Source organism: Mycobacterium sp. NGS68, assembly GCF_059812195.1.
The window spans coordinates 1-11,698 of the sequence record NZ_JCALCE010000064.1 but is presented as its reverse complement, the minus strand read 5'-3'; the positions used below and the strand labels follow the sequence as shown (position 1 = coordinate 11,698).

Below are 11,698 nucleotides of genomic sequence, written 5' to 3'. Positions count from 1 at the left end.
TTCGCCGGGCTTGATGTAGTGGCGCTGAAGGCGCGCGAGGAGGTCTGCGGTGTCACCCATTGGCGACCTCCAAGAGGACGTCGGCGTGGCAGGTCAGCTTGAGCGGGTTACGTGATCCGTTCGGCGCGACAGGGCTTGGTGGGCACCAGCAGCAGAGGTCGTGGCCGCCGAGTTCGCGTTCGACGTCGGCGACGGTGTAGGGCAGGCGGTCGTTGACGAGGTCGCTGTAGAACTGGCGGGATGCCGTGTTGTAGGCGAACTCTGGGACCACGAATGAGCCGATGTTGCGGTCTTCGGTGATGTGTCGGACGCGGTACCAGCGGCCGTCGCGGACGATGCACCAGGGGTTGCCCCACTTGCTGGGGCGGGCGACGACGATGGCGTCAGGTGAGATGTCGCGCAGGCTGAAGCCTTTGGTGCGGCGCAGCTGGATTCGTTCAGGCACGTTGGCCTCGTTTCGGTCCGCGGGCTTGTAGGCGGCCGGCTTCGACGATGCTGGGGATTCGGTCGTGGTGGGTGTTGCGGCAGCCGCGGACCCATTCGCTGCCTTGGCGGGTCCAGCGGCATCGGTTCCCGGGGGAGTCAGCGAGCGTGATACGGAGGCCGCAGTGGGTGCACAGGCCGCCGTCTAGCAGGCGGCGGGCCAGGGCTTCCGTCGCTTCAACCGGGCCGGGATGGTGTTCGGCTGTGATGCGTGCGCCGTGGTATTGGGCGTGGGCGTACCAGTCGGCGTCTTCAGTGGGCACGTCGTCGTGGAGGTAGCCGATCTGGATTTGCTTGGCGCCGGTGCGTTCGATGAGGTGCAGGGCAGCGTTGAAAGCGTCTTCGTCCCAGCCGTGTTCAGGCATCGGCGGCCTCCGGTTTGTCGGCGGCTGCGAGTAGGGCGGCAGCAAGCGCGCGGGCTTGGCGGTCTATAAGGTTGAGTTCCAGGGAACCCCATGCGATTCGGCAGCCGTGGTGGCGCTCGGCGTCCAAGTTCCAGGGGTCACGGCTGAGTTCGATCGGGATGACCTCGAAATGGTCGTCATCGGGGTCGACTACGTAGGACGCGCCATCCGCTTCCGGCAACTCCACGACCGCGATGCCGTCCAGGGCCAGCAGCACATCGGTGAGGTCGTTGGCGGTGTCGCTGGACATGGCGTATCCGTGTTCGAGGAGTCGGCCCTTCAGCGCTTCGGCGTATCGGGCGCGAACGTCAGTCATCGTGCCGACACCAAGCCGTAAACGATAATGCCTACCCAGATGGCCAGCATGACCATGCAGAGCGCGCCGCGTGGGGTGAGCAAGATTTCTCGCCAATTCATCGCAGTTCCTCGCTGGTGTAGATGAGTTTCGCCGTAGCGCAGGGCCATCGAACGTCGCACAACCGTTGTGCGGCTTCGACTGCGGGGTCAGGCATCGGCTGCCTCCGAGGGTTCCCAGAGCAGGACCGCGGGCAGTGGGACGTCTTCGGCCGCTGTGCGGTCGCCGCCGGGTTCGGTGCTGTCGAAGTCGTTCCATGTGCCGTCGTCGTTCAGCTCGAACACGCCGCCCAATGCGGGCACGCCTAGCGCTCTGATCAACACACCGTTGATGAGATCGGGCCGTGGATCGAAAGCCTTGAGTTGCTCGACCGTTTCGATGCGCCTCCGTTCCAGTTCTGCCTGTGCGGTTTTCAGTTCGGCGACGAGTTCAGGGACCAGTTGGCGGGCAGCGGCGATGAAGCGTAGGTCTGCGTCCAGGTTGTCGCCGTCGATGGTGGATGTGCCGCCGTAGCAGTAGCTCATGCAGTCGACGTTGCCGCCCTCGATGACTGTGCCGTATTCGCCGCTGTCGATCCCTTGGCCGCGTCGCGTGGTGTTCCAGGGTGCGGGGCTGACGCCTTCCAGCGCGGCTTCGGCGCGGGCGATGAGATCAGACATCGGCCACCGCCTGCAGTCGCTCCGTGACGTCGGCGGGTGGGGGTTTGCCGAAGCTGTGTGGCGGATTCTGCTGGTAGGTGCGCGCGCGGTCCAACCAGACGGGGCGGTTGGCGTAGTGCATGAGGTCAGGCATGGGTCACCGCCTGTGGGTATTGGTCCCAGGTGCGGCCATCGAGTAGTCGGCCGGCGCGGTGCTTACCGACGCGGCGGATCGTGATGTCCTCGCCGCGGCTCATGGGTGGTTCGGTCGGCTTCCCGTTGACTAGGTGCCGGGTCCGGCCGTCGGCCGCGAGGAAGGCGGCGGGCGCGTTGTCGCCGTGCAGCAGCATGCGTTCGGGCACCCATTCGCCGTTCTGCTTGTGCAGGTACGCGATGCCTGCGGCCTGACATTGGTCGCGCAGGGAGCGGAACCAGTCCGGGTGCGCGGGCCGGGAGCCAGGCCCGGACTCGCCGCCGGTAATTAGCCAAGCAAGCGGCGGTCGCCCCTGGCTATCCTCGATATCGTCTGCTGCGCAACGCCGTATTCGGCTGCCAGTACTCTCAGCAGCTCTCCGTCCGCTCGACGCGAACAGATTTCCTGGACCTGCTCGGTCGATAACTTCGCCGCCGGGTTGAGCGGTCCGTACTGATTCCGGATTCCCCGACGCAGCACCTTGCGCGCGTGCCGAGTTTGCTCCGGACTGGTCGATAGCTCCAAGTTCGATGGCCGATTGTCGGAGTGCTTGCCGTTCTTGTGGTTCACAGTCAGGCCCTGCGGAATCGGGCCATAGAAGTGGCGCCACACCAGCCGGTGAGCAAGCGCATGAATGCGCCTGCCCTCGAACATCACTCGGACCTGCTGGTACTTCCCGGCCTGATTCTCGGCGCGCCTCGTCTCGCACGGGATCGAGACCGTTGCACCTGGCTTCCAACGATTGGCCCGGCGCGCCGCGTGCCGCCAAACTCGGCCCTTTGGGTCGATTGACAGCTCGCCCGACTCCACTGCTCGATAGATCTCGTTCTCCCTGTGCAGTGTGGCGACCATTACCCAATCCTATCCATTCGTCACGAAGTTTGATGGGCCCGAGTAGCGGTTCCGCGCTGACGAACCGGACGGCGGCGGGGGTGTCGAGTAGCACAGGGATGCGGATGTCGGCCCACCGGTGCTGGCCGTCGATGATCGCGTAGCGGGGTGCGGCGTCCGGTCCGCGGTCGGAGACCTCGATGACGCCGGCGAGGCGGCGGTCCCAGGCGGTCGCCATGGTGCGGGCGCGCGTGGTGTCGAGGATGCGTTGGTAGGTGGGGTCGGCGAAGATCTCATCGACGCGCAATGCCATGACGTAGGCGTCGTTTCCGATTGCGGTGGTGGCGGTCATCGCCGGTCACCCTGGGGAATCGCAGCCGACATCCAGTCATTCAGTCGGTGGGCGTAGTCCTCCGCTTCGGCCTCGTACTTCTCACGCTGCTTCAGCGCCTCGGCGCAGGCATGCTGCACCATCCACAGGTCGTCGCCGTCGAGCACCAGGATGAAGTCGTCGGCGAAAGTGAGCTTCAGGACGAATTTGCCGCCCGGTTCGGTGATTAGCTGCCATTCACGCAACCGGGTGTTCGTGATGGCCGGGTAGGTGCTGGCGCCCATGGCTACCGCTTGGTGCCGTTGTGGCTGAACTCAGGATCGAACTCGCCCAGGCCGTCGTCGCCCGCGCCCGATGCGTCGTCCACCTCGGGCGCGTCATCGGGGATGTTCCCGTCCTTATCGAGCATCGACGGGTCTTCGGGTTCTGCTTCGGGCTTGTAGGGTTCGGTCGTGACCGTCACGCCCAACGACTTGCATTTGCGGTAGTGCTTGAACTCGCCGTCGTCGAGCAGCTCGCGGCCTTCGTCCTTGCAACGCAACGTGATCTCGATCTTCAACAACTCGCCGGGCTGCGGCGGCTTGTCCATGATCAGCATGTCCTTACCGAATGCCTGCAGCACGGCGGGCACTGGGCCGAGCGCGTCGTCGGGGATGTTGTCCAGGTCGTTGACGGGCTTGAGGTGTTCGGGCTTCTTCGTGGCAAGTGCCATGGGCTTATTCCTGTTCTTCCGTTGCGGTGGTGGTGGTTTCGGCTTCCTGGTTGAAGGCGTCGATGATCTGCTGTGCCTGCCCGTTGGTGAGTTGGCGGTCGGATTTCACGCGCACCCCGGTCATTTGGTGGACGTAGCCGAACCAGTGCTCGTCGGTGTCGTACTTTTCAGCGGCCCGGATCTGCCGCAGGAGGGTGATCTGCTGGCGGGTGGCCATCGGCGTCTCAGTCCGGGCATTGTCGAGGGCCTGGGCGACACGCTCCGTTTGCCCGGGCGTGGATTCGGTTGGCGCCCCCGGCGGCTCGCCGCCGCCAGGGGCCCGCTCGGCGTGCTCGCCGGGGTCCTGGTCACGCGACGACTCAACGCCCTCACTCGCGTCGTTACCGCCGACCTGACCAGGATCGCTCGCAGCTTCGATCACCTCGCCTTCGACGAAATCCGGTTCCTGGTTGATCGCGTCCGGGGTGACGTCGACGCGGACGCCGCCGTCGTGCGCGATCGCCAACTGCTGCTCGGTGGACTTCGGGAGCAGCTTCATCAGCTGACGGATCATCGTCTTGTCCGCCATCGCGTCGAAGTGATCCACCCACGGGCCGACGATCTGCCCCTGCTTGTTACGCGCAGTGGCGAATCTGTCCCGGTATGCCTCCATGTCAGCGACGTTCATCGGGTCGGTGATCCGGTATCCGCCGTCGATGGTGCGGCCCACCGCGTAGTACAGACGGACGTCGCCGCGCGGCCCGTCGAGGTAGGGCCGGTGCACCCACTTGTCCTCGGCGGCCCCGTATTCCACTTCGAAGTAGTCGTTGGTGTAGACGCGGCGGGCGTGCAGGGACTGGACGCGGCCGGACCGGTGCGCGAGCTCGACATAGCCCTGGTAGCCGATGATGATCTGGGCGCGGAACATGCCCCGCCCGCGGCCGTTGGGGCGTTCAGCTTTGTTGTCCCAGAACGGCACGAGGTACGCCTGGCCCAGCACGCTCACGCCGGGGCGTAAACCGAGCTGCGCGCACGTCATCAGCGACCCCAGCACCGAGCCGTGCTCACACTCGGCCAGTTTCGGATTCGCGCGCAGGCAGGTGAGGGCATCGCGCACCAGCTGCACGGCTTCCAGGCCGCGGGGCATCGCGAGCTGGAAGTGCCTCTCCATCTGCTGAATCTTGGCGCGCAGGTCGTTATCAGCCTTCGCGACGGTGCGGTTGTTCGCGACGGGCCGGTAGTCCTGTTGGGTGGTCATGGTCTACTCCTTGAGTTAGTCGAGGCTGTCGAGGGGTTCGGTGTAACCAGCGCGGAACGCCCACGGCGGCAATGGCACTGACTGAATTTCGGGTGGATATCCAGGCCACACGCCCGAGGCCGTGCATTCCTGGAAGATGCCGATCGCGCACAGCATGTCGTCGTAGCCCTTGCGGAATGCGTCGACGTCGAGCTCGATCACGTTGACGAGGTAGGGCGGCTCTTTCTCTTGGACGATGAACACCATCGCTGGCCATTCGTCGAGTCCGAGCGCGCGGGCCGCCACTACCGAGAAGGCGAACTGCAGGTGGTAGCCGAAGTCGTACGCCTTGCGGCTGAATGCCTCCCGGCTAGCGTCTGTGGCGCTCTTGTAGTCGACGACCCACAGACTGCCGGGCGCACGTGTCATCCAGTCTGCTCGCAGCCTGATCGGCTGGCGGGTCGCCGGTTCGGTCGCGTACAGCCACACCTCCGGGTCGCCTTCAGCTAGCAGCTCGGCTGCCTTGGGGTGTTCGTGCACAGCGTTGGCCATCTCGATCGCGATATCCATCTGGTGGATAAGCACGGGGATCAGCCCCGCCTCGCGGGCTTTGTCTCGCTGTTCTTGGGCGGCTTTCGTCCGCCAATCGGTGGCGTGGATCGGCGCGATCTGCTCGCCCTCGCCGAGCACCATCAGGTGCACGAGGTGGCCGAAGTCGAACTCGGGCTTGGGCTTACGTGGATGTGTTCGCTCCCACGCGAACCGCGCCGGCCCACCGGGCTGCAGCAGCTTCTTTGCGCCGTTCGGCGATAACCGGTTGGGGTCAGACTGATAGTCGAGCGCGGGGTGCACGCCATCCGGCACCGGCTGGCCGCTCATCGCCGTGTCCCGTCGGCCGCCATCACGTCCGCGTAGGTCTGCGGGTCGTCGTAGGGCGCACGCTCGGATTCGTCCATGTCGGCGACGGCGGCGCGCCACTCGTCATGCTCGTGCTCGTATTCGTGGGCGCTCACGACGCCCTCCTCCGGCGCTTGCGCTCCCGCTCAGTCAGCCCGCCCCAGACGCCTTCCTCGACGTCGTTGGCCGGATCCATCGCGAACGCGAGGCATTGGACGCGCACATCGCATTCCGCGCAGATGCGCTTGGCGTAGGTCGCGGGCCCGGCCGCGGGGAAGAACATCTCAGGTGGGATTTCGCGACAGAGGGCGTCGTCCTGCCATTCGAGGTTCAGTGCGCGGATGGGTCTAGGCTGTGCGACGCCGGGGAGTGCGCTCATACGACCGTCCTCCCCGTCCGATACGTTGCCGCGTACCGATGCAGCAACGCCAAGTGCCACGGACACACCGCCTGGACCGCGTACACGATGACCTGTCCGGCTTCGTAGGTGCCCCAGCCGGTCTCGCGCATAATGGCTTGACCGATGCCCTCGATTCCGTCGAAGGATGGGTAGGTGTTGAGCACCGCGCAGACGCGGGTGGCGTTGTAGTCGGCGTACTGGGTCACCGGGTCAGCGTTGGCGCGGCCGGCGGTGATGCCGGCGGCGGCGATGAGCGCGCCGAAGGTGGCGCAGAGGGCGAGGCGGCGGATCATGCTGCACCGCCTGGCGGGAGCGCGGGAGCGTCCTCGATGACTTCGCCCTCGATGGGAACGACGTAGATGTCGAAGCCGTACCCGTAGTAGAACGGGTTGCCACAGCTCCAACCGACCTGCAGCTCAAGGACATCGCCCATGTCGGCGTAGATGTGCCAGCGCTCGTACTTCTCGGTCGTGCCGACGCCGAGAATGACGTGGTCGACCAACTCGGGGTGGAGCAGGAACGACTCAAGCGATGTGTAAGCGCAGCAGTCGCTGGTGTCTTCGAGTACAACCTTCTCGCCGTTGTCGAGCGTGATGATGAACCCGTGAACGTCGCGCGGATCAAAGCCGCCGTATTTGCCTTCGGCGACACGCGCGCTTCCCTTTTCGGCTGAGACGATCTTGTGGCCGACGATGTGCTGACGCAGCTTGTCGACGTTCTCAGGCATGGTGCCGTCGTCGTCGCGGTAGTAGTCATCACTGTGTGAGAACCCGCCAGGTTCGCCGAGTTTCTCGACCGGGTAACGCTCGGTCATTCCGCACCGCCGATCATTGCCGGGATGTCCACCGGCTCAACGGACTCGGCGTAGTGCATCAGGCCGGTCATGCCGCGGCCACCGTCGTGCGGCTGTACAGATGGAAGATCACCGCTAGCGCCGACCGTGCGGCGGCGGTCGCCTCAACGACGAACGAATCGCAGTAGCCGAGCAGCTCGGCCGCGTCCAGTGTGAGCCCGACGACCCAGAATGATCCGGTGATGCCGTCGGGGTAGCCGTACTCGGTGGCGCTGGCCACCGCGAACTCGTCGTGCATCGCGACGAGGCGGCGTTTCCCGTCGTCGCGCTGCTCTTCGACGATGTCGAGGGTTAGACTGCTGGTTGACATTGCGGACCTTCTTTCCGTTGTGTCGCTGGCCCCGGACCCGCATCCGGGGCCGCTTAATTTCTCAGCCGATGCGTTGCAAGGCGTGGTTGACCGATTCGGGAGTGATGTCGGTCGGGTCGTCGAGTTGGGCGAGGTTGCGCCAGTGGTTGATTGCCCATGTGGTGAAGGTGATGCGAGCGGCATCGGCAGCGGCATAGGCAGCGGCATAGGCAGCGGCATCGGCAGCGGCAGCGGCATAGGCAGCGGCAGCGGCAGCGGCATAGGCAGCGGCATAGGCAGCGGCAGCGGCATCGGCAGCGGCAGCGGCATAGGCAGCGGCATAGGCAGCGGCAGCGGCATCGGCATCGGCAGCGGCATAGGCAGCGGCATCGGCAGCGGCAGCGGCATAGGCAGCGGCACGCGCCAGACGCCACTCATTCGCAGAAACCGCGATGCCCTGCGCTTCCCGCGCGCACAGGACCGCAACCCGCCGGATCGCCGCAGCGCGCTCGGGCGTCAACGCGTACTGAACAACACCGTGCGTCGGATCGACCAGTAGGTCAGCCAGCCACTGCCACACAACATAACGCGGCGTACCGGCGGTGCCCACCGTGCGCCAGCCCAAATCCAGCACCAGCACACTGTTTTCGGGCGACAGGAACCCGTCAGCACCAGCAAGCCGGTCATTCAGCCGCTGCACCAGCCGCGCGAGTGGACGCGCCGAACATGCCGGGTAGTCGGTGATTTTCGTATCGCCGTTGATGTACGAGATCACGTTCATCGCACACCCTTTGCCACTGCCGGGCTCGTGTGAGCCTTGAGCGAGGCGTAGCGGGTGGGTTATGCGGTCCAAGTCCAGCGACATGGGACTTCTCCTGACTTTCCGAGATGGGTTACCGGTTGGGGTAAAGCGGGCAGTGCGATTCGTGCGGCATCCCGAGCAGCTCGTTGATCTGCGGGTAAAGGCAGCTGCACTCAGGCGTGAAACTGCTCGGGCGCCTCGTACGGGCCGAGTGCGTCGCGGCGTCAGCGGGAGCGTGCGCCGGCGCGGCAGAAGCCAATACGCAGTCGATCTGGTTGCGGATGCCTTCGAGCGTCGCGAGCAGCCGATCCACCGAGCTGCCGGCAGGATCCGGATCGAATGGCTCGGTTCGCAGCACACCGTCGTCCCCGGCGACGCCGATCAGTCCACAGTCGGTCAGCGGGATGCCGTTGACGTTGCATACGACGGCCGGGCCTTCGTAGTCGAGCGGGCCGCGGGCCTCGTAGGCGCAGCCTGGCTCGTGCGGGCCGGTCACCGGGGTGCAGCAACACCACTCGCGTAGCAGTAGCTGCGGCGAGGCGACCTCTTCCTCTGCCTCGTCGTCGGCCAGGCGCTCGGCCGCGTCCCGCGGCGCAGTCGCGTCGTCCCACAGGGCGTCGGTGGCCACGTACGGGCTGGCCAGGAATGAGAGTGTGTCGCGGACCTGCGCGGCGATCGTGACGATCGTTCCGAACGGGTTGAACATCAGCGCACCGCCCCGAGCGGAGAGCCCACGCCGGGATGCTGAGGCGTCACCCCGGCGTGGGCGATTCCTCCGGACGCGGGACCGCGCGACGGGGCGGCCTCACCGGCGCCGGAGGAAGTCAACAGGTCCGCGTGGCCGCTCGCCGCGGCCTGGATCGCGATGACCAACTCAGCCAGCGAGGGCCGGATACCGGGGATGGCGCGGATGGTCGCCGCCCACTCGGCGAACGCGGCAGCGGACTCGGCGCGCAGCGAGGCGGTCATGGCCGCACCGGCAGCGCGCGCTTTCGGGCGACGGCGCGGCGATTGCACACCCGGCAATGGCGCGTTCGCCTACCGTCGGGCCGGGTGAACCAATAAGTGTTCAGCTCATCGAACGGATGCCCATTGGAGCAATGGGTCTTACGGGCTTCGTGGTGGGTCCCGTGCGAAATGGAATCGCGGACGTTGTCGCTATTGGTGCCCCAGCGGAGATTGTCGATGGTGTTATTTCCCGGGTCGCCATCAGCATGAAGGACCATCGCTCCTGGGAACCATGTGTCTGCGAGGAAAGTCATAGCGACTAAGCGGTGGACAGATTGGTGCTCAACAACCCCGTCTCTGTGCAATGTGACGTTCAAGTAGCCCCAGCGCGGATGCCTGGTGAGCCTCCGGGCCCTCTGCGGGATCACATGGCCCTGTATCGACCTACGCGCCAGGGATCGAACCTGGCCGTCGTCGCTAACCTGGTAAAGCCCTTCGTACCCAGCGATATCGCGCCACTCGGTCATGAGTTAGACCCTTGGTCCCGTCGCGCCCACACGTCATGGCGATAGCTCGCCATCCACATCCCGTAGTCGGCCATCTGCTGACGCCGCACCTCAACGTGGTGCTCCCATAGGATCGCGCTGCCCAGGCAGAGGATCGCGCCGAGCAGCGAGATCCCCCAGTCCGGTGCGATGCCCGCGGTGAAGGTGACGTACGCGTAGATGGTCAGCGGGACCGCCGCGACGATCAGGGTCTTCGAGAAGCCGGTCATGCCCCACCGCCGCACGCGCTGTTGAAGTGCAGGCCGAGCCAGCGGTTCAGCGTCGCGTAGTCCTCGAGCATCCCGTCGGGTTCCAGCTCGAACGCTGAGCCGCACGGGCAGTCGTAGTAGCCCGCGGCCCGGGCGATCGCGTCGCGCGTGTCGTCGGCGAGCTGGGTGCGCAGCGCGTCGGCGGCGTCCAGGACCGCGAGCACGCCGGGGCGGGCGGAGGCCTCGGCGAGGAGGTCGTCGAGCGAGGGAAGGAGGAGGCCGGTGCCGGCGGCGGGGGTCATGAGGCGGCCCGCTCGACGAGACGGAGGGCAGCCTCGGCGGCGGCCAGGATCTCGCCGCGCTTCGTGGCGACCGAGCGGCGCGCACGGTTCGGATTGGCCTGGTGGTAGTTGTTGCGCTGCCACTCGTACTGGCACACCCGGCAGGTGCGGTGCGTGTGCGCGCCGCGCTTGCGGATTACCAGGTTCGGGCCTGCGAGTGGGTGGCCCTGCGGGCAGCGGACGCGATCGACATGGGCCCGCTGGACGTTCACGCGCCGCGTGACGGGTTCCATGTGCGCGGGGTTGCAGCACGGCTTGTTCAGGCAGAGGTGGTCGATCGTGAGGCCATCAGGGATGGGGCCGGTGATCAGCTCGTAGGCGAGCCGGTGGGTCGACCAGACTCGGCCTTCATGACCGACGCTGCCATAGCCACGGCTGGTGAGCGCGCCCGTCCATGCCCAGCAGAAGCCGGGTAGCTCGGGGAGCGGGCAGAGTTCGAGCTGGACCTTGGCGCGCATGCGCGGCGGAAGATCGCTGATCGCGGGGCTTGTGGTGCCCCCGCGGAGTTTCGATCTCCGTACCCGCGGATTAAAAGTCCGCTGCTCTACCGATTGAGCTACGGGGGCACCGGTGACTGTACCCGAGTTGCACAACTGTGCCGATGCGGTGGCCATCAGGCCGACTTTGCTTCGCGCTTCGCGACCCACTTATCTAGGTCGCGCTGCTCAATCAGGAATGCGCCGGTGAGGCCAGGCATCTTGTGGGCTCGCAGTTCGCCGCGGTTGATGGCGGCGATGATGGTGCGCTTCGGGATGCCGGTCTGCGTCTCGGCCGCGGTTGTTGACACCGGGGGAAGTTTGGGCATGAGCACAAGGTAGAACCTGGCGCAAAGTTGTGCAAGTACCAAATCTACCGTGTGTTGCATAACTTTTGTCGAAAGTTGTGCACCGGTGCTCTTGCACTGCTGCACAACTGTGCATAACATGCAGCTCATGACCACCGCATACGAGTCGGGGAACGTGCCTCCGATCGAGGTCCGTCACCGCCTGCGCATCGCCCGTGAATACGCTGGGCTTGAGCAGAAAGAGCTGGCCGACCTGATCGGCGTCTCGCGCAACACGGTCGGCAACGCCGAAACCGGCGTCGTCAAACCTCGACGCATCACCCTCAACGCATGGGCGCTGGCCTGCGGAGTGCCGGTTAGCTGGATAATCGGCGAGCAGCCACCGATGAGCAAACCCCCTGGTCCAGGAGGTCCGGGACCGCGCCCGGGGCCGCATGACGACCCGAACGGTGGGCCGACTGTCGGAA

At 65.8% G+C, this 11,698-nt stretch carries 24 protein-coding genes, 1 tRNA gene and 2 pseudogenes; 1 reads left to right on the top strand and 26 read right to left on the bottom strand.

Annotated elements, in window-relative coordinates; translation table 11 throughout:
* Positions 1-52: 52 nt before the first annotated feature.
* The 26 genes and pseudogenes from AC5Y5V_RS30965 to AC5Y5V_RS30840 form a co-directional block, all read right to left on the bottom strand.
* Positions 53-445 (bottom strand): DUF4326 domain-containing protein, encoded by a 393-nt coding sequence (locus AC5Y5V_RS30965; RefSeq protein ID WP_499942830.1) that lies wholly within the window; start codon positions 443-445, stop codon positions 53-55.
* Positions 438-848: a hypothetical protein gene (locus AC5Y5V_RS30960; RefSeq protein WP_499942828.1), complete on the bottom strand. Its 411-nt coding sequence runs from the start codon at positions 846-848 to the stop codon at positions 438-440. The genes AC5Y5V_RS30965 and AC5Y5V_RS30960 overlap by 8 nt, the downstream gene beginning before the upstream one ends.
* Entirely contained in the window at positions 841-1,203 is a 363-nt protein-coding gene (locus AC5Y5V_RS30955; protein WP_499942826.1) for a hypothetical protein, read from the bottom strand. The genes AC5Y5V_RS30960 and AC5Y5V_RS30955 overlap by 8 nt, the downstream gene beginning before the upstream one ends.
* A gap of 188 nt (positions 1,204-1,391) precedes the next feature.
* On the bottom strand, positions 1,392-1,901 hold the full coding sequence (locus tag AC5Y5V_RS30950) for a hypothetical protein (protein WP_499942824.1): 510 nt from the start codon (positions 1,899-1,901) through the stop codon (positions 1,392-1,394).
* Positions 1,894-2,034: a hypothetical protein gene (locus AC5Y5V_RS30945; RefSeq protein ID WP_499942823.1), complete on the bottom strand. Its 141-nt coding sequence runs from the start codon at positions 2,032-2,034 to the stop codon at positions 1,894-1,896. The genes AC5Y5V_RS30950 and AC5Y5V_RS30945 overlap by 8 nt, the downstream gene beginning before the upstream one ends.
* Positions 2,027-2,374: pseudogene (locus tag AC5Y5V_RS30940) on the bottom strand (DUF5131 family protein); the annotation flags it as partial. The gene AC5Y5V_RS30945 and the pseudogene AC5Y5V_RS30940, both read right to left, overlap by 8 nt.
* A complete protein-coding gene (locus tag AC5Y5V_RS30935) occupies positions 2,362-2,727 on the bottom strand; it encodes an HNH endonuclease (RefSeq protein ID WP_499942832.1) in 366 nt (121 codons plus the stop codon). The gene AC5Y5V_RS30935 and the pseudogene AC5Y5V_RS30940, both read right to left, overlap by 13 nt.
* Before the next feature lie 205 nt (positions 2,728-2,932).
* Positions 2,933-3,256 (bottom strand): annotated as a pseudogene (locus AC5Y5V_RS30930) (DUF5131 family protein); the annotation flags it as partial.
* Complete coding sequence (locus tag AC5Y5V_RS30925; protein ID WP_499942822.1) at positions 3,253-3,519, bottom strand: hypothetical protein; 267 nt, start codon at positions 3,517-3,519, stop codon at positions 3,253-3,255. The gene AC5Y5V_RS30925 and the pseudogene AC5Y5V_RS30930, both read right to left, overlap by 4 nt.
* Positions 3,520-3,521: 2 nt before the next feature.
* Positions 3,522-3,947 carry a hypothetical protein gene (locus AC5Y5V_RS30920; protein ID WP_499942820.1) on the bottom strand — a complete coding sequence of 142 codons (426 nt, stop codon included), beginning with the start codon at positions 3,945-3,947 and terminating at the stop codon, positions 3,522-3,524.
* Positions 3,948-3,951: 4 nt separating this feature from the next.
* Positions 3,952-5,184 carry a recombination protein RecT gene (recT, locus tag AC5Y5V_RS30915; protein WP_499942819.1) on the bottom strand — a complete coding sequence of 411 codons (1,233 nt, stop codon included), beginning with the start codon at positions 5,182-5,184 and terminating at the stop codon, positions 3,952-3,954.
* A 15-nt stretch (positions 5,185-5,199) separates the two neighbouring features.
* The gene (locus AC5Y5V_RS30910) at positions 5,200-6,042 is read right to left on the bottom strand and encodes a PD-(D/E)XK nuclease-like domain-containing protein (protein WP_499942817.1); all 843 of its coding nucleotides are present in this window, start codon (positions 6,040-6,042) and stop codon (positions 5,200-5,202) included.
* Positions 6,039-6,176, bottom strand: a complete 138-nt coding sequence (locus AC5Y5V_RS30905) for a hypothetical protein (RefSeq protein ID WP_499942816.1) — start codon at positions 6,174-6,176, stop codon at positions 6,039-6,041. The genes AC5Y5V_RS30910 and AC5Y5V_RS30905 overlap by 4 nt, the downstream gene beginning before the upstream one ends.
* Positions 6,173-6,439 carry a WhiB family transcriptional regulator gene (locus AC5Y5V_RS30900; protein ID WP_499942814.1) on the bottom strand — a complete coding sequence of 89 codons (267 nt, stop codon included), beginning with the start codon at positions 6,437-6,439 and terminating at the stop codon, positions 6,173-6,175. The genes AC5Y5V_RS30905 and AC5Y5V_RS30900 overlap by 4 nt, the downstream gene beginning before the upstream one ends.
* The gene (locus AC5Y5V_RS30895) at positions 6,436-6,753 is read right to left on the bottom strand and encodes a DUF732 domain-containing protein (RefSeq protein WP_499942812.1); all 318 of its coding nucleotides are present in this window, start codon (positions 6,751-6,753) and stop codon (positions 6,436-6,438) included. The genes AC5Y5V_RS30900 and AC5Y5V_RS30895 overlap by 4 nt, the downstream gene beginning before the upstream one ends.
* The gene (locus AC5Y5V_RS30890; RefSeq protein ID WP_499942811.1) at positions 6,750-7,274 is read right to left on the bottom strand and encodes a DUF7448 domain-containing protein; all 525 of its coding nucleotides are present in this window, start codon (positions 7,272-7,274) and stop codon (positions 6,750-6,752) included. The genes AC5Y5V_RS30895 and AC5Y5V_RS30890 overlap by 4 nt, the downstream gene beginning before the upstream one ends.
* A 67-nt stretch (positions 7,275-7,341) precedes the next feature.
* Entirely contained in the window at positions 7,342-7,623 is a 282-nt protein-coding gene (locus tag AC5Y5V_RS30885) for a hypothetical protein (RefSeq protein WP_499942809.1), read from the bottom strand.
* 61 nt (positions 7,624-7,684) lie between these two features.
* Positions 7,685-8,383, bottom strand: a complete 699-nt coding sequence (locus AC5Y5V_RS30880; RefSeq protein WP_499942807.1) for a hypothetical protein — start codon at positions 8,381-8,383, stop codon at positions 7,685-7,687.
* A gap of 112 nt (positions 8,384-8,495) precedes the next feature.
* The gene (locus AC5Y5V_RS30875; RefSeq protein ID WP_499942806.1) at positions 8,496-9,110 is read right to left on the bottom strand and encodes a hypothetical protein; all 615 of its coding nucleotides are present in this window, start codon (positions 9,108-9,110) and stop codon (positions 8,496-8,498) included.
* Positions 9,110-9,373, bottom strand: coding sequence for a hypothetical protein (locus AC5Y5V_RS30870; RefSeq protein WP_499942804.1), 264 nt, complete (start codon positions 9,371-9,373; stop codon positions 9,110-9,112). Before AC5Y5V_RS30870 ends, AC5Y5V_RS30875 begins: the two co-directional genes overlap by 1 nt.
* Positions 9,370-9,879 (bottom strand): NUMOD4 domain-containing protein, encoded by a 510-nt coding sequence (locus AC5Y5V_RS30865; protein ID WP_499942803.1) that lies wholly within the window; start codon positions 9,877-9,879, stop codon positions 9,370-9,372. Before AC5Y5V_RS30865 ends, AC5Y5V_RS30870 begins: the two co-directional genes overlap by 4 nt.
* Positions 9,876-10,127, bottom strand: coding sequence for a hypothetical protein (locus AC5Y5V_RS30860; protein ID WP_499942801.1), 252 nt, complete (start codon positions 10,125-10,127; stop codon positions 9,876-9,878). Before AC5Y5V_RS30860 ends, AC5Y5V_RS30865 begins: the two co-directional genes overlap by 4 nt.
* Positions 10,124-10,408 carry a hypothetical protein gene (locus AC5Y5V_RS30855; protein WP_499942799.1) on the bottom strand — a complete coding sequence of 95 codons (285 nt, stop codon included), beginning with the start codon at positions 10,406-10,408 and terminating at the stop codon, positions 10,124-10,126. Before AC5Y5V_RS30855 ends, AC5Y5V_RS30860 begins: the two co-directional genes overlap by 4 nt.
* Entirely contained in the window at positions 10,405-10,905 is a 501-nt protein-coding gene (locus AC5Y5V_RS30850) for an HNH endonuclease signature motif containing protein (RefSeq protein ID WP_499942798.1), read from the bottom strand. The genes AC5Y5V_RS30855 and AC5Y5V_RS30850 overlap by 4 nt, the downstream gene beginning before the upstream one ends.
* 32 nt (positions 10,906-10,937) lie before the next feature.
* Positions 10,938-11,013: transfer RNA gene (locus AC5Y5V_RS30845), tRNA-Lys, on the bottom strand.
* Between the two features lie 47 nt (positions 11,014-11,060).
* The gene (locus tag AC5Y5V_RS30840; RefSeq protein ID WP_499942797.1) at positions 11,061-11,252 is read right to left on the bottom strand and encodes an excisionase family DNA-binding protein; all 192 of its coding nucleotides are present in this window, start codon (positions 11,250-11,252) and stop codon (positions 11,061-11,063) included.
* A 127-nt stretch (positions 11,253-11,379) separates the two neighbouring features.
* On the opposite strand from AC5Y5V_RS30840, the gene AC5Y5V_RS30835 reads away from it, so the two are divergent.
* A partial coding sequence (locus AC5Y5V_RS30835; protein ID WP_499942795.1) for a helix-turn-helix transcriptional regulator occupies positions 11,380-11,698 on the top strand: 319 nt, incomplete at its 3' end.